The organism is Mycobacterium sp. NGS64, assembly GCF_059812245.1.
In genome coordinates this window covers 159,077-174,010 of the sequence record NZ_JCALCI010000003.1, presented here as the reverse complement: position 1 = coordinate 174,010, position 14,934 = coordinate 159,077, and the positions used below count along the sequence as shown (strand labels likewise).

14 protein-coding genes are annotated in these 14,934 nt (G+C 69.5%); 9 read left to right on the top strand and 5 right to left on the bottom strand.

Annotation, left to right across the window (positions count from 1 at the left end):
• The first annotated feature begins 34 nt into the window (after positions 1-34).
• Genes AC5Y4S_RS14735 through AC5Y4S_RS14720 form a run of 4 tightly spaced genes read left to right on the top strand, consistent with a single transcriptional unit; the run spans position 35 to position 4,069 of the window.
• Positions 35-526 carry a GNAT family N-acetyltransferase gene (locus AC5Y4S_RS14735; RefSeq protein ID WP_500033471.1) on the top strand — a complete coding sequence of 164 codons (492 nt, stop codon included), beginning with the start codon at positions 35-37 and terminating at the stop codon, positions 524-526.
• Positions 523-1,620: an LLM class flavin-dependent oxidoreductase gene (locus AC5Y4S_RS14730; protein WP_500033470.1), complete on the top strand. Its 1,098-nt coding sequence runs from the start codon at positions 523-525 to the stop codon at positions 1,618-1,620. The genes AC5Y4S_RS14735 and AC5Y4S_RS14730 overlap by 4 nt, the downstream gene beginning before the upstream one ends.
• On the top strand, positions 1,617-2,738 hold the full coding sequence (locus AC5Y4S_RS14725) for an LLM class flavin-dependent oxidoreductase (RefSeq protein WP_500033469.1): 1,122 nt from the start codon (positions 1,617-1,619) through the stop codon (positions 2,736-2,738). Before AC5Y4S_RS14730 ends, AC5Y4S_RS14725 begins: the two co-directional genes overlap by 4 nt.
• A complete protein-coding gene (locus AC5Y4S_RS14720; RefSeq protein ID WP_500033468.1) occupies positions 2,735-4,069 on the top strand; it encodes an NtaA/DmoA family FMN-dependent monooxygenase in 1,335 nt (444 codons plus the stop codon). The genes AC5Y4S_RS14725 and AC5Y4S_RS14720 overlap by 4 nt, the downstream gene beginning before the upstream one ends.
• Before the next feature lie 4 nt (positions 4,070-4,073).
• Here AC5Y4S_RS14720 and AC5Y4S_RS14715 read toward each other — a convergent pair whose 3' ends face one another.
• Together AC5Y4S_RS14715 and AC5Y4S_RS14710 are read right to left on the bottom strand one after the other, a co-directional pair.
• A complete protein-coding gene (locus AC5Y4S_RS14715) occupies positions 4,074-4,499 on the bottom strand; it encodes a nuclear transport factor 2 family protein (RefSeq protein WP_500033467.1) in 426 nt (141 codons plus the stop codon).
• Positions 4,500-4,528: 29 nt separating this feature from the next.
• Complete coding sequence (locus AC5Y4S_RS14710; protein WP_500033466.1) at positions 4,529-5,017, bottom strand: SpoIIAA family protein; 489 nt, start codon at positions 5,015-5,017, stop codon at positions 4,529-4,531.
• A 90-nt stretch (positions 5,018-5,107) separates the two neighbouring features.
• Here AC5Y4S_RS14710 and AC5Y4S_RS14705 point away from each other — a divergent pair, with 90 nt between their 5' ends.
• Entirely contained in the window at positions 5,108-6,298 is a 1,191-nt protein-coding gene (locus tag AC5Y4S_RS14705) for an FAD-binding domain (RefSeq protein ID WP_500033465.1), read from the top strand.
• Positions 6,299-6,313: 15 nt separating this feature from the next.
• Here AC5Y4S_RS14705 and AC5Y4S_RS14700 read toward each other — a convergent pair whose 3' ends face one another.
• On the bottom strand, positions 6,314-7,069 hold the full coding sequence (locus tag AC5Y4S_RS14700) for an MBL fold metallo-hydrolase (protein ID WP_500033464.1): 756 nt from the start codon (positions 7,067-7,069) through the stop codon (positions 6,314-6,316).
• A gap of 41 nt (positions 7,070-7,110) precedes the next feature.
• On the opposite strand from AC5Y4S_RS14700, the gene fgd reads away from it, so the two are divergent.
• From fgd to AC5Y4S_RS14685, 3 genes are read left to right on the top strand one after another with little or no spacing between them, the layout of a single operon-like run.
• Positions 7,111-8,121, top strand: coding sequence for a glucose-6-phosphate dehydrogenase (coenzyme-F420) (gene fgd / locus AC5Y4S_RS14695; protein WP_500033463.1), 1,011 nt, complete (start codon positions 7,111-7,113; stop codon positions 8,119-8,121).
• Positions 8,114-10,186, top strand: a complete 2,073-nt coding sequence (gene pta / locus AC5Y4S_RS14690; protein ID WP_500033462.1) for a phosphate acetyltransferase — start codon at positions 8,114-8,116, stop codon at positions 10,184-10,186. Before fgd ends, pta begins: the two co-directional genes overlap by 8 nt.
• The gene (locus tag AC5Y4S_RS14685; RefSeq protein WP_500033461.1) at positions 10,179-11,336 is read left to right on the top strand and encodes an acetate kinase; all 1,158 of its coding nucleotides are present in this window, start codon (positions 10,179-10,181) and stop codon (positions 11,334-11,336) included. Before pta ends, AC5Y4S_RS14685 begins: the two co-directional genes overlap by 8 nt.
• Here the strand turns inward: AC5Y4S_RS14685 and AC5Y4S_RS14680 are convergent.
• Together AC5Y4S_RS14680 and AC5Y4S_RS14675 are read right to left on the bottom strand one after the other, a co-directional pair.
• Positions 11,325-12,509 carry a DUF1501 domain-containing protein gene (locus AC5Y4S_RS14680; protein WP_500033460.1) on the bottom strand — a complete coding sequence of 395 codons (1,185 nt, stop codon included), beginning with the start codon at positions 12,507-12,509 and terminating at the stop codon, positions 11,325-11,327. The genes AC5Y4S_RS14685 and AC5Y4S_RS14680 overlap by 12 nt on opposite strands.
• Before the next feature lie 12 nt (positions 12,510-12,521).
• Positions 12,522-13,838 carry a DUF1800 domain-containing protein gene (locus AC5Y4S_RS14675; protein WP_500033459.1) on the bottom strand — a complete coding sequence of 439 codons (1,317 nt, stop codon included), beginning with the start codon at positions 13,836-13,838 and terminating at the stop codon, positions 12,522-12,524.
• Between the two features lie 155 nt (positions 13,839-13,993).
• On the opposite strand from AC5Y4S_RS14675, the gene AC5Y4S_RS14670 reads away from it, so the two are divergent.
• Positions 13,994-14,851: a putative endonuclease domain-containing protein gene (locus tag AC5Y4S_RS14670; RefSeq protein WP_500033458.1), complete on the top strand. Its 858-nt coding sequence runs from the start codon at positions 13,994-13,996 to the stop codon at positions 14,849-14,851.
• Positions 14,852-14,934 lie beyond the last annotated feature (83 nt).

The window sequence follows — 14,934 nt, the reverse complement described above, 5'->3', positions numbered from 1 at the left end:
GAATGGGCGCGCGTCGGAAACGTTAGATGGATACGTGACGCCCACCACCCGGCTCGAGTTCGTCGCGGCCACCCACGACGATCCCTTGGCGCGGCCGCTGCTGGCCGAGCTGGCCGTCGAGTACGCGGAGCGCTACGGAGGTACGCCGGACAGGCACCTGGCCTGGCTTCCGGTGCCGGCGGGTGAGCTGGCGCCGCCCGACGGCGGCTTGCTCATCGGTGTGGTGGGTGGCGTGGCGGTCACCGGCGGAGCGTTCCGGCGCTTCGACGCCGACACCGCCGAGCTCAAGCGGATCTGGACCGACAGCGCCCATCGGCGCCGCGGGTATGCGCGGGCGCTGCTGGCGGCGCTGGAGGCGGAGACCGCCGCGCGGGGTTACCGGCGGCTGTATCTGATCACCGGCAACCGCCAGCCCGAGGCCGAGGCGCTGTACGACGCGACGGGGTACACCCGCATCGCCCCCGCCGAGCCGCTGCCCGACTGGGGACCGTTCCGGCCGATCGCCTTCGAGAAGTGGCTGCCATGACGGGTCAATTTCACCTGGGCGTCGCGCTCGACGGATACGGCTGGGACCCGCACGCGTGGCGGGTCACCCTCGCCGCCGACCCGGAGACGCCGTCGGTGCTCGGCGGTCCTTACTGGGCCGGCTTGGCGGCCACGGCGGAGCGCGGGCTGCTGGACTTCCTCACCATCGACGACAGTTTGATGCCGCAGATCGGGCGAAGCTCCCGGATTCACCCGGACCGGCTGACCGGCCGCGCCGACGCCGTCCTGGTCGCTGCCCGCATCGCCCCCGCCACGCGGCACATCGGGCTGATCCCGGTGGCCACGGTCACCCATACCGAGCCTTTTCACGTCTCCAAATCCATTGCCACGCTTGACTTTGTGTCGCACGGGCGGGCCGGCTGGCAGCCGCGGGTGAGCGCCACCGCGCACGAGGCGGCGCTGTTCGGCCGCCGTGACGTGTCCGAGGTCCCCCTCTTCGAGGAGGCAGTCGAGTACGTCGACGTAGTCCGCCGGCTATGGGACAGCTGGGAGGACGACGCCATCATCCGCGACGTGCGCACCGGGCGCTACGTCGACGTGGATAAGCTGCACTACATCGACTTCACCGGAAAGTACTTCTCGGTCAAGGGGCCCTCGATCACGCCGCGCTCACCCCAGGGCCAGCCCGTGGTGGCCGCGCTGGCGCATGTCGGCCCCGCCTACGAGTTCGCCGCCTCCGGCGCCGACGTCGTCTTCGTCACCCCCACCGACGGCGCGTCGGTGCAACGCATCATCGCGGAGGTGCGCACGGCGGGCGGCACCCACCTGAAAGTCCTTGCCGACGTGGTGGTTTCGTTCAACCGCGCGGCCGACTTCCGCTCCGACGCGCTCGCGTTCACCGGGGGCGCAGTGGAATTGGTGGAGCTGCTGCAGGATTGGCGGCGGCTGGGCGTCGACGGCGCACGCCTGCGGCCGGCGGTCAACGCGACCGACCTACCGGTCATCGTCGACGAGGTGGTGCCGCTGCTGCAGCGGGCCGGGCTCTTCCGCACCGGCTATCGCGAGGGTGAAACCCTGCGCGCGCGCCTCGGCCTGCCCGTGGCGCCCAATCGCTATGCGGCGGTGCACCGATGACGCCGGTGCCGCTGTCGATCCTGGACCTCGCCCCGATCAGCGCGGGCAACGACGCCGCGACCGCCCTGCGCAACACCATCGACCTGGCCCAGCGCGCCGAGCGGTGGGGCTACCGCCGGTACTGGCTCGCCGAACACCACTTCGTCGGCGTGGCCAGCTCGGCGACGGCCGTGCTGATCGGCCAGATCGCGGCCGCCACCAACAGCATTCGGGTCGGATCGGCCGCCATTCAGCTCGGGTACACCACTCCGGTCGCGGTGGTCGAGAGCTTCGGGATGCTCGAGGCCTTCTATCCGGGCCGCATCGACCTGGGCGTCGGAAGGGGACAACGACGCGACACCGGGTACAAGCCGAAGTCGCCGTCGGCCAAGTCCCGCCCGCCGCGGCAGTGGCACGAGGTCGACGGCGTGGTGGTCCCGCTGCCGTTCGACCTCCGCGGGCTCCTCGACAAGGAACGGGTGCAGGCGACCATGGGCATCCTGCAACAGCCCGGGGCGGTGGCGCCCGGCTTTGCCGAGCAACTCGCCGACATCATCGCGATGCTCGACGGCACCTACGAGGTCGAGGGTTTCGACGTGCACGCGGTGCCGGGTGAGCGATCCGGGTTGACCCCGTGGGTCTTTGGCAGCACCCGGGGTGAAAGCGCCAAGCTTGCCGGTGCGCGGGGTTTGCCGTTCGTCGCCAGCTACCACATCACCCCGGCGACGGCGCTAGAGGCGATCGAGGCCTACCGGGCCGCCTTCGTCCCGTCGGCCGCCTTCGAGCGGCCCTACGTCGTGGTGTCCGCCGACATCGTGGTGGCCGACGACACCGCCACCGCAAGGCATCTGGCGTCCAGCTACGGGCATTGGGTCTATTCCATCCGGACGGGGGTCGGCGCGGTGCCCTACCCCGATCCCGACGACTGTCCCCCGATCACCGAGGAGCAGCTGCCGGTGGTGAAAGACCGGCTGGAAACGCAGTTCGTCGGCAATCCGGACGAGGTCGCCGAGCGGCTGTCCGCGCTGCAACGCGTCACCGGCGCGGACGAACTCGTCGTCACCTCCGTCACCCACCGGCACTCCGACCGGCTGCGCTCGCACGAACTGATCGCCAAACGGTGGGGGATCAGCGGATGAGCGTGCGGGAGGGCAAGCAGCGCAAGCCGATTCACCTGGCCGCCCACTTCCCTGGCGTCAACAACACCACGGTGTGGACGGACCCGAGTTCGGGCAGCCAGATCGAGTTCGAGTCGTTCGTGCACCTGGCCCGCACCGCCGAACGCGGGTTGTTCGACTTCTTCTTCCTCGCCGAGGGGCTGCGGCTGCGGGAGCACCGCGGCCGCATCTACGACCTGGACGTGGTGGGGCGCCCGGACACCTTCACCGTGCTGGCCGCGCTCGCGGGCGTCACCGACCGGATCGGGCTGACCGGAACCATCAACACCACCTTCAACGAACCCTTCGAGGTGGCAAGGCAATTCGCGTCGCTCGACCACCTCTCCGGCGGCCGCGCCGGCTGGAACATGGTGACCTCGTCAGACGCCTTCACCGGCGCCAACTTCCGCCGCGGCGGTTTCCTGGACCACGCCGATCGGTACTCGCGGGCCGAGGAGTTCCTCGCCGTGGCCCGCCAGTTCTGGGACAGCTGGCAAACCGACGCGGTGCTGGCCGACGTCGGGGCGGGGGCGTATGCCGATCCTGACCGGATCCGAAGCGTCGAACACCGCGGCCCCCACTTCGACGTGCGCGGGTTCGCCACGCTGCCGGCGGGGCCGCAGGGGCATCCGATATTGCTGCAGGCCGGCGACTCCGCCGATGGCCGAGCGTTCGGCGCCCGCAACGCCGACGCCCTGTTCACGCTGCACTCGTCGCTGCAGGACGGGCAGCGCTACTACGCCGACGTCAAGGGTCGCGCCGCGTCCTACGGCCGGGATCCTGACCGGCTCAAGGTCTTTCCCGCCGCGACGTTCGTCCTCGGCGACACCGATGCCGAGGCGCGGGACCGGGCGCGGCACATCCGCTACCAACAGGTCAGCGGCGCGACGGCGATCGCGATGCTCGAGCAGGTGTGGGGCCGCGAGTTATCCGACCACGACCCGGACGGCCCGGTGCCCGATTTCGACCCGGTCGTCGACAGCGCCATCACGCAGGGCCGGGTGCGGCACGGTGACCCCATCGCCGTCGCCCGCGGTTGGCGCGAACGCGCTTTAGCCGAGAACCTCTCGATCCGCGAGCTGGTCATCGCGGTCACCAGCCGCCAGCAGTTCGTCGGCACGCCAACGCGGATCGCCGACGAGATCGACACCTACATCCAGGCCGACGCGTGCGACGGCTTCATCCTGGTGCCGCACCTGACGCCGCACGGCCTGGACGAGTTCGTCGACCGGGTGGTGCCGGTGCTGCAGGAGCGCGGCGCGTTCCGCACCGAGTACTCCGGCGAGACGCTGCGCGAGCATCTGGGGCTGTAGCGCGCTACTTGTGGTACGCGTCGTCCTGGATGACCTTCACGCCGCGCCAGCCCCAATAGACGCAATGGCGCTGGATCAGCCCGTCGGCGATCTCCATGACCTCGACGAAATCCATTTGCTCCCCGTCGGGCGTTTCGCGCGGGTATTCGAAGATCATCGTTCGCGCGCCGTCGGTGAGATAGCCGCTGCGGTAGTAGGTCCGCAGCGGCGGCTTGCGCGCGGCCACGCGCTCGAGCAGGGGCCGTAACTCGCTGTGCCCGCGGACTATTCCGGTCTCGGTGCCCAAGGTCAGCGGCACCGCCGGGCTCTCCAGCACGGCGTCGGGGGCATAGAGCGCCAGCAGCGCGTCGACGTCGTCCTCACTGAGCGCCTTGTCCCAATCGTGGTAAATGCGTTCGGCCGCATTCTGGAAACTCTCGTTGTCTGCCATGTCCCTCGGGTACCCGATCGGCCCGCAACTCATTGCGACTCGACCTGGGCGGCCAGCTTGGCTGCGGCAAGTTTGACGAGGCTCCCGATCGTGGCGCCCACGCCACCGATGTATGCCTTGGCCATGTCTTGCGTGGACGCGCCGGCGCCGGCCTGCAGCGAGGTCAGCCACGCGACCGCGTCATCGCGTTCGTTGTCCGCGTACACCCGCAGCGGGCAGGGCATCCACGCGCCGATGCTGCTGGCCGGCGCCCGAACCCAGCCAAGGTCGCTCACGACCGCGCAGCCATCGAGCAGCCGCGTGTAGCTCACCCCAAGTCGTGCGTCGGCCCACAGCGCACCCGGTGTGATGCGTTGGAAGGCAGGGCCGAACTGGTACAGCAGCCGCAGGCGACCACCCGTTCTCCGCGCCCGATCCACCATCGGCGCGAAGACCCGGTCGTAATCCACAGCCGTCACGATGCCGACCGCTTCCAGGGCCTGAATCCCGGCAGGCATGCCCGTGAGTTCTTTCAGCACAACGCCCCTTGCTCCGCGATCGCGTACTTGCCGAGTGCAACTGTTGCACTATGCTATAGTAGTCGCGATGCGCAGGAGAGGGGTGTGCGCATGAAGGTCGCCATCGTCGGTGCCGGCATCGCCGGCCCGACGCTCGCGTACTGGGTCTGGCGCCATGGCCACGAGCCGACCCTGATTGAAAAGGCGCCGCGGCTGCGCACGGGCGGCTACGTGGTGGATTTCTGGGGTGGCGGGTATGCCGTCGCCGAGCGTATGGGGTTGGCCCCCCAATTGCACGCCGCCGGATACGACGTCGAAGAGTTGCGACTGGTGGACCGCAATTCGCGGAAGGTCGGGGGCTTTTCGGCGGAGTCCTTCCGGCGGAATCTCAATGGCCGCTTCGTCACCGTACCGCGCGGTGACCTGGCCGCCATGATCTACCGCTCGGCCGGTGAGCACGTCGAAACCCTGTTCGGTGAAAGCGTTTCCGCCATCACGCAGTACGACGCCGGGGCCCGGGTCACGTTCGAGAGCGGCCAATCACGCTTGTTCGACTTGGTCGTCGGCGCCGGCGGCATCCATTCGCCCGTGCGCGGCTTGGTGTTCGGGCCCGCCTCTGAATTCGAGGCCGACCTCGGCTACCGGGTGGCCGCCTTCGAAGTCGATGGCTACCAGCCGCGTGACGAACTCGTCTACCTCGCCTACACCACACCCGGACGGATGGTTGCGCGATTCGCGTTGCGCGGCGACAAGACGCAGTTCCTTTTTGTTTTCACCGCCGACCAGATGCGCGGTCCCGAGCCACAGAACTCGTCGGACGTCAAGAACACCCTGCGTCAAGTCTTCGGCGACGCCGGGTGGGAATGCCCTCGGATCCTCGGCGAACTCGACGGTGCCGACGAGGTGTACTTCGACCGCGTGAGCCAGATCGTCATGGACCACTGGTCGCGGGGGCGGGTGGGGCTGATCGGCGACGCCGCGGCCGCCGTGTCGCTGTTGGCGGGCGAGGGGACCGGTCTGGCCATGGTGCAGGCCTACGTGCTGGCCGGCGAACTCGGCCGCGACGGTGGCGGTCACCGCGCGGCGTTTCTCCGCTATGAACGCCGCCTGCGTCCGATCGTCGAGGCCAGGCAGCGGTCGGCGCGCGCGTTCGCCTCGATGTTCGCGCCGAAGACGTCGGTTGGGTTGTGGACTCGAAATCAGGCAACCAAATTGCTGGACGTCCCGTGGGTGGCCGAGCGGCTCATCGGCCGCGAATTCCGCGACGATATCGCCTTGCCCGAGTACGTCGCCGCGCGCTAGCCAGTGGGTTCCGCGTCATTGCGCCCGCTTGAGCGCAGCTTCCGTCGCCTCGCGGATGGGGCCGCGCCACACGTCGCCGTGACCGGGCAGCAGCGCCTCGGTGTTCAACAGGGCCAGCGCATTCAGGCTGCGCAGGCAGTTCGCCTGGCTGTGGCTGAACACGGCCGGCAGCAGCTGCGGGCCGCGGTGCCGCAGCAGCGGGTGGCCGGTGATCAGCGCGTCACCGCTGGCCAGCACGCCGTCGACGACGTACGAGCAATGCCCGCTGGTGTGCCCCGGCGTGGCCACGGCCGTCGGGTGGCCCGGCAGTGTGGCGGCCACCTCCGCGGTCAGCGGCTGCGTCGAGGGGATGCCGTCGCGGATCAGACCGCCGCTGCGCACCACGTGTAGACCCCACACCGCCCAGCGGGGCCGCCAAATGCGCAGCGCCACATCGAAAACCGAGACCTGTTCCAAGTACTCCCGCTTGGCGTGACCGACCTCGTCGGCGTGGCAGTACACCGGGGTGCCGTGCTCGGCGGCGAACCGGATCGCCGAGCCCAGGTGGTCGATGTGCGCGTGCGTCAGCAGGATTGCGCGCACGTCTTCCGGGCCGTAGCCCAGCTGGCGCAGCGACGCCAGCACGTCCTCGCGGTCCCCGGGGTAACCGGCGTCGATCAACATCACGCCCGTCCCGTCGACCACCAGCGTCCAGTTAACCGCCGGGCCCTGGGCGAGGTACACGGTGTCGGTGACTTGGACGAGGGTCGGCGCCTTGGACTGGTCGGCCATGCAGGCGAGTCTAGGAGTCCCGGGAGGAGTAGAAATAACCCGTGGCTGAACTCAAACTTGGATACAAGGCGTCCGCCGAACAATTCGCACCCCGTGAGCTCGTCGAACTCGCTGTCGCCGCCGAAGGTCACGGCATGGACAGCGCAACCGTCAGTGACCACTTCCAGCCGTGGCGGCACGAGGGCGGGCACGCCCCGTTCTCGCTGGCCTGGATGACCGCCGTCGGCGAACGCACCAAGCGGATCGTCCTGGGCACCTCGGTGCTCACCCCGACCTTCCGCTACAACCCCGCCGTCATCGCTCAGGCCTTCGCCACCATGGCCTGCCTGTACCCCAACCGCGTCTTCCTCGGGGTCGGCACCGGCGAGGCGCTGAACGAGATCGCCACCGGATACGAGGGCGACTGGCCGGAGTTCAAGGAGCGCTTCGCCCGGCTGCGCGAGTCGGTGCGGTTGATGCGGGAGCTGTGGCGCGGCGACCGCGTCGACTTCGACGGCGACTACTACCGGCTCAAGGGCGCCTCGATCTACGACGTGCCCGAGGGCGGCGTCCCCATCTACGTCGCCGCCGGCGGCCCGGCGGTGGCCAAGTACGCGGGACGGGCCGGCGACGGGTTCATCTGCACCTCTGGCAAGGGCGAGGAGCTCTACAAGGACAAGCTGATCCCGGCCGTGCAGGAGGGTGCCGCGGCCGCCGACCGCAACGTCGACGACATCGACAAGATGATCGAGATCAAGATTTCCTACGACCCGGACCCCGACCTGGCGCTGGAGAACACCCGGTTTTGGGCGCCGCTGTCGCTGACGGCCGAGCAGAAGCACAGCATCGACGACCCGATCGAGATGGAGAAGGCCGCCGACGCGCTACCGATCGAGCAGGTTGCCAAGCGCTGGATCGTGGCGTCGGACCCCGACGAGGCGGTCGAAAAGGTCGGGCAATACGTGACGTGGGGCCTCAACCACCTGGTATTCCACGCACCGGGCCACGACCAACGCCGGTTCCTGGACCTCTTCGAAAAGGACCTGGCCCCCAGGCTGCGCCGACTTGGCTAAAAGCTCGGCGATTTACATCGCCGCGCCCGAGCCGGAGACCGGCAAGTCGACGATCGCGCTGGGGCTGCTGCACCGGCTGACCGCGACCGTCGCCAGGGTCGGCGTGTTCCGCCCCATCACCCGCCTCGGCGAGGACCGCGACTACATCCTCGAGCTGCTGCTCGAGCACACCACCGCCGGCCTGTCCTACGAGCAGTGCGTCGGCGTGACCTACCAGCAGCTGCACGCCGACAGCGACGCCGCGATCGCCGGCATCGTCGACTCCTATCACGCGATGGCCCAGTCCTGCGATGTGGTGGTGATCGTCGGCAGCGACTACACCGACGTGACCCGGCCCGCCGAGCTCTCGGTCAACGCGCGCATCGCGGCCAACCTCGGCGCGCCGGTGCTGCTGACGGTCAGCGGCAAGGGCCGCAACCCGGCCGAGGTCGCCGGCGTCGTCGAGGTGTGCCTGGCCGAGCTGATGGCCCAGCACGCCCACACCGCGGCGGTGGTGGCCAACCGGTGCGACCCGGCGCGGCTGGAGGAGGTCAGGGAAGCACTGCGCGCCTTCAGCCAGCGCAGCTACGTGCTGCCCGAGGCGCCGCTGCTGTGCGCGCCGACGGTGGCCGAGCTGGAGCGGGCGGTCGGTGGGACGCCGGTCAGCGGCGAGGCGTCGCTGCGCGAGCGCGAGGTCACCGACGTGCTGGTCGCCGGGATGACCGCCGATCACGTGCTGGAACGGCTGCGCGACGGCATGGCGGTGATCACCCCGGGCGACCGCTCCGACGTGGTGCTCGCCGTGGCCAGTGCCCATGCGGCGGAAGGGTTTCCGTCGCTGTCGTGCCTGGTGCTCAACGGCGGGTTCGAGCTGCACCCGTCCATCGCGGCGCTGGTCTCCGGCCTGCGGCTGCGGCTGCCGATCATCGCGACCGGGCTGGGCACCTACGACACGGCCAGCGCGGCCGCGTCGGCCCGCGGCCGGGTCACCGCGATGTCGCAACGCAAGATCGACACCGCGCTCGAGCTGATGGACCGCCACGTCGACATCGCGGATCTGCTTACGCAGCTGACGATTTCGGTGCCGACCGTGATCACCCCGCAGATGTTCACCTACCAATTGCGGCTGCGGGCCCGGGCCGACCGCAGGCACATCGTGCTGCCCGAGGGCGACGACGACCGCATCCTCCGCTCCGCCGGCCGCCTGCTGCAGCGCGGCGTCGCCGACCTGACCATCCTGGGCGACGAGGCCCAAATCCGGCTGCGCTCGGCCGAACTCGGGGTGAACCTCGACGGCGCGCAGGTGATCGACCCGCTGGCGAGCGAGCTGCTTGGTCAGTTCGCGGACCAGTATGCGGAGCTGCGCAAGGCGAAGGGTATCACCGCCGAGCACGCCCGCGAGATCATGCGCGACGCCACGTATTTCGGCACCATGCTGGTACATAACGGCGCCGTCGACGGCATGGTGTCGGGCGCCGCCCACACCACCGCGCACACCGTCCGGCCGGCATTCGAGATCATCAAGACGGTTCCCGATGTATCCACCGTCTCCAGCGTCTTCTTCATGTGCCTGCCCGACCGTGTCCTGGTGTACGGCGACTGCGCGATCATCCCGAACCCGACCTCCGAGCAGCTCGCCGACATCGCGATCAGCTCCGCCCGCACCGCCGCGCAGTTCGGCATCGAGCCGAGGGTGGCCATGCTGTCCTACTCGACCGGCGACTCCGGCGCCGGCGCGGATGTCGACAAGGTCAGGGCTGCAACGGATTTGGTGCGCCAGCGTGATCCGAAGCTGCTGGTCGAGGGGCCCATCCAGTACGACGCCGCGATCGAGCCGTCGGTCGCGGCCACCAAGCTGCGGGATTCGCCGGTGGCGGGGCGCGCCACGGTGCTGATCTTTCCGGACCTCAACACCGGCAACAACACCTACAAGGCGGTGCAGCGCAGCGCCGGGGCCATCGCGATCGGCCCGGTGCTGCAGGGGCTGCGCAAGCCCGTCAACGACCTGTCCCGCGGTGCGCTGGTCGAAGACATCGTGAACACCGTGGCGATCACCGCGATCCAGGCGCAGGCCGTCCATGGCTGACACCGGCCGCCTCGTGCTGGTGATCAACTCCGGCTCGTCGTCCCTGAAATACCAACTGGTGGACCCGGATTCGGGCACGGCGCGGGCGTCGGGCCACATCGAGCGGATCGGCGAGGACCGCTCCGGGGTTCCCGACCACGAGGCCGCGCTGCAGCGCGCCTTCGACACCCTGGCCGGGGACGGCATCGACCTGCGAACCTGCGGGCTGCTGGCGGTCGGGCACCGGGTGGTGCATGGTGGCAACGAGTTCTACCGGCCGACGCTGATGGACGACGCGCGGATCGCCGCGCTGGGCAAGCTGTCCGAACTGGCCCCGCTGCACAATCCGCCCGCGCTCAAAGGAATAGAAGTGGCGCGCAAGCTGCTGCCCGACTTTCCCCACGTGGCGGTGTTCGACACGGCGTTCTTCCACGACATGCCTCCGGCCGCGGCGACCTACGCCATCGACCGCGACGTGGCCGAGCGGTGGCAGATCCGCCGCTACGGGTTTCACGGCACGTCGCACCGCTACGTCAGCGAACAGGCCGCGGCCTTCCTGGACCGGCCGCTCGGTGGCCTGAAACAGATTGTGCTGCACCTGGGTAACGGTTCCTCGGCGTCGGCCATCGCCGGCACCCGGCCGATCGACACCTCGATGGGCCTGACCCCACTGGAGGGCCTCGTGATGGGCACCCGCAGCGGCGACATCGACCCCAGCATCGTCAGCTACCTGTGGCACCGGGCCCAGATGGGCGTCGACGACGTCGAGGCCATGCTCAACGAGCGGTCCGGGGTTCTCGGGTTGGCCGGCGAGCGGGACTTCCGGCGGCTGCGATCCATGATCGAATCCGGCGACGGCGCAGCGCAATTGGCCTACAGCGTGTTCATTCACCGGTTGCGCAAGTACATCGGCGCGTACCTGGCGGTGCTGGGGCACACCGATGTCATCAGCTTCACCGCCGGCATCGGCGAGAACGACCCGGCGGTGCGTCGCGATGCCGTGGCGGGCCTGGAGGAGCTGGGCGTCGTGCTGGACGAGCGCCGCAACCTCAGCGGGGGCCGGGGCGCCCGTCAGATCTCCGCGGAATCGTCGCCGATCGCCGTGCTGATGATACCGACCAACGAAGAACTGGCTATCGCCCGCGACTGCGTGCGCGCGCTAAGCGGTTAGGAACCCCAGGCTTTTTCGTCCGGGACCGACCGAGGGTGTGGGATCGGTCCCGACGGTTCGGTCCAGCAGTTCGTGGTAGACGTCGCGAAAGTCCGTGGTGTACTTCAGGTCCCCGTTGTCGAGGTCGGTGAGGCTGGGCTCTTCACCGTAGAACCCGCCCTTAACGCGCGCCCCCGCGACGAAGACTGGACCGGCGGTGCCGTGATCGGTGCCCTGCGAGGCGTTGGCGTGGACGCGGCGGCCGAACTCGGAGTACGCCATCACGACCACGTTCGGATCGCCCACCTGCTGTAGGAAGGGCGCGACCGCCTCGTCGAAGGTCTGCAAGAGGCGCTGCTGGGTTTCGCGTTCGTCGGCGTGGGTGTCGAAGCCGCCCAGTTGCACCGTGTAGACCCGCGTCGGGACGCGGGCCTTCACCGCGCCGGCGACCACGCCCAGCTGCGTTGCTAGCGAATTGCGGCCCTTGGCAGCGGGTTTGACCGATTCGAACGCACCGTTGGCGGTCCGCGCGGCGCGGTACGCCTTGCGCACGGCGGCCATTGCCGGCGTATCGTCGGGGTCGTCGGCGCCGAGCGCGGCCATGATGCCGTCGAATTGCTGGGCCTTTCCGGCCGCCCCACCCGGGGAAAGCGCTGCCGCCGTGCACTTTTCGCCGACCGCCAGCGGCGGCAGGACGGGCCCCACGTTGACCGCGCGCAGCGGGTCGTCGCCGGTGGCGTCGAGCCAGCGGCCGATCCAGCCGGTCGACACGGGCTCGGCCGGCGACGCCGTCTGCCAGATGTCCATGGACCGGAAGTGGCTGTGGTCGGGCTTGGGGTAGCCGACGCCGCGCACGATGGCGAGCCGGCGTTGGCCCCACAGTTGGGCCAGCCCCTTCATCGCCGGGTTGAGCCCGAGCCGCTCGTCGAGGTGGATCACGTCACCCGGGGCGTAGGCGAGCTCCGGGCGCGCGTCGTGATACGCGTTGTCGCGGTACGGGATCAGGGTGTTGATGCCGTCGTTGCCCCCGTACAGGGTGACGAGCACCAGCACGCCGGCCCCCTCGGGCAGCGGCCGGTCCCGGGCTGCGCGCGTCAGGTCGGGCCATTCGACGGCCACCGCCGTCGAGAGCAGGCCGGCCGCGCCGACGCCCGCGCTGGCGATCAGGAATTTGCGGCGATTGATCTCGGGCATGCGCGGTCTCACTCAGGACGTCAGGTATTCGGGCGTGTTGACCGCGGCGGCGACCAACTGGGGCGGCGTGCGCACCAGCGGCGCTAGCGCGTCGGCGGTCCGGTCCGACCAATCGCCGACGCCGATCAGGTAGCCGACCGCGTCGATGCGGTCGCGCGGGGCGGCGTCTTCGACGCTCGAGAGGTCGCCCGCCTGCGCCAACTGCGTCGCGGCGCGCAGGCGTGCCCCGGCGCTGGCGGTGGACAGCCATACCCGCCCGCGGGGCCAGCCGCCGACGCTCGGCGGGTAGAACGGGCGCTGCCCCAGCGCCCGCAGGGTGGCGTCGGCGAGCTTGCGCTGCGCGGGGTTGTCGACGGGCACGCGCAGCGCCCGCATCACGCCGATGAGCCATTCGACCGGGGTGTTGACTCGCGTCGCTCGCCCGCCGGTGAACTCGCCGTCGGTCAGGATCGCCCGGGTCAGTGCCCGCAGGTCGCGTCCAGGGCCGTAGGCGGCGACGAGGCGGTCGAGCGCCTGCGGTGACGGCGGGTCGTCGGAGGCCAGTTGCTGCCACAGGCGCCCCGCGACGTATTCGGCCGATTTGGGCTGGGCCAGCACGGCGTCGCAGAACGCCGCGGCGTCGAAGTCGCGGGTGGACCCGAACAGCGTCTTGGCCGTCGGGTCGTGGCGTTTGGGGAGCACCGCGGTTTGGCCGTCGGCGCCGATCACCCATCCCGTCAGCGCCCGCGCGCCGGCCCGCACGTCGTCCTCGGTGTAGCCGTTGCCGTGGCCGAGCGCGAACAGCTCCATGAATTCGCGGGCCAGGTTCTCGTTGGGGGCCTTGGCCGTGTTGGTCTGCCCGTCGAGCCAGCGCAGCATCGCGGCGTCGGTCAGCATCGCGTAGGCCATTTTGCGGAAATCGCCCAGCGCCCCGGTGCGCAGCTTCTGGTTTTGCGCGGCCATGTATGCGGCCACCCGGACCTTCTGCGCGGACGTGGCGAAGTGGTTGTGCCACAACAGGGTTAGCTTCTCGTGGATCGGCTGCCCGACGCCGACCATGCGGCTCAGCCACCACTCCGAGAGCGCCCGCTGCTGCTCGGACAACGCGGCGTTGTACTGCTTGCGAGCCGCCTGCGGCGCGCCCTTGCCGGGCGCGCGGGGCGCCTCCATGGTGGGCATCGGGGTGGCGACGGCGCCCGGATCCGTGTCGGGGTTGGTGGCCAGGATGGCGTCGACGTAGTCCGGCCAGTCCCGGCCGGCGACCGCGTCGACCTCGGGCCCGGTCACCCCGAACCCGGCCCGACGCAGCGCGCGGGCCGTCGCGATCCACCGCGTGGACTGCCCCGGCATGTCCATAACTGTGCGATACGAACCTATGTCTGCGCTGTGTGTGTGCCTGTGGCTTTTTCCCGCCCTGTACGCACACGAAAAGCCACCAGTTCACACTCAGCCGCCCTGTGGATAGCTGTAAACGCCGTCAGCCGTCGGCGTGCGACCGTTCCGACATGGAATTGGGAAAACCGTTCATCGGCAGCGAGGCATGGGCTTCCGGGGCGTTGAACCGGCATCATCTGCGCACGCGTTATAGCGCGGTCTTTCCGAACGTCTACCTACCGAACGGCACCGAGCCGTCCCTCGAACAGCGGATCGCCGCGGCGTGGCTGTGGTCGAAGAGGTCGGCGACCATCGTGGGCGCGGCCGCCGCGGCGCTGCACGGATCCAAGTGGATTCCCGACAATGTTCCGATCGAGCTCAATCACGCCAACACCCGTCCGCCCCTCGGCGTGCTGACCCGGCGCGACGCGTTGGCAGACGGCGAGACGCAGGTGATGGACGGGCGCGTCGTCACCACACCCGAGCGCACCGCCTTCGACATCGGTCGCCGCGGCGCCATCCGCTCGGCGGTCGTCCGGCTCGACGCGCTCGCGCGCGCAACGGGTTTCAAGACCGAGGACGTGCTGCGCATCGCGAAGTGCCATCCCCACACGCCCGGGTTGCGGCGGCTAGAGGCCGCGCTGGAGCTGGTCGACCCCGGGTCGCAGTCGCCGCGCGAAAGCTACCTGCGGCTGCTGCTCATCGATGCCGGATTGCCACGGCCGCAGACCCAGATACCGGTGCTCGGCGTGGACGGCCTGCCAGTCGCCCACATCGATGTGGGTTGGGACGAGTACATGGTCGGCGTTGAACATGACGGTGATCAACACCAGACCGATCGTCGCCGGTACGTCTACGACATTCAGCGCTTGGAGACGCTCGAGCGAATGGGCTGGATCATCGTCCGGGTCGTCGCTGAGGATCACCGCGCAAATATTGTGCGCCGAGTCCGCACGGCGATGATCGAACGAGGTTGGGCTGCATGCTGACTCGTTGAGTGTGAGCTCTTGGTTTTGAGTGTGAGCCGGTGGCGGGATTCGGGCGATTCTGCCGCCCAGGATTCACACCGAAA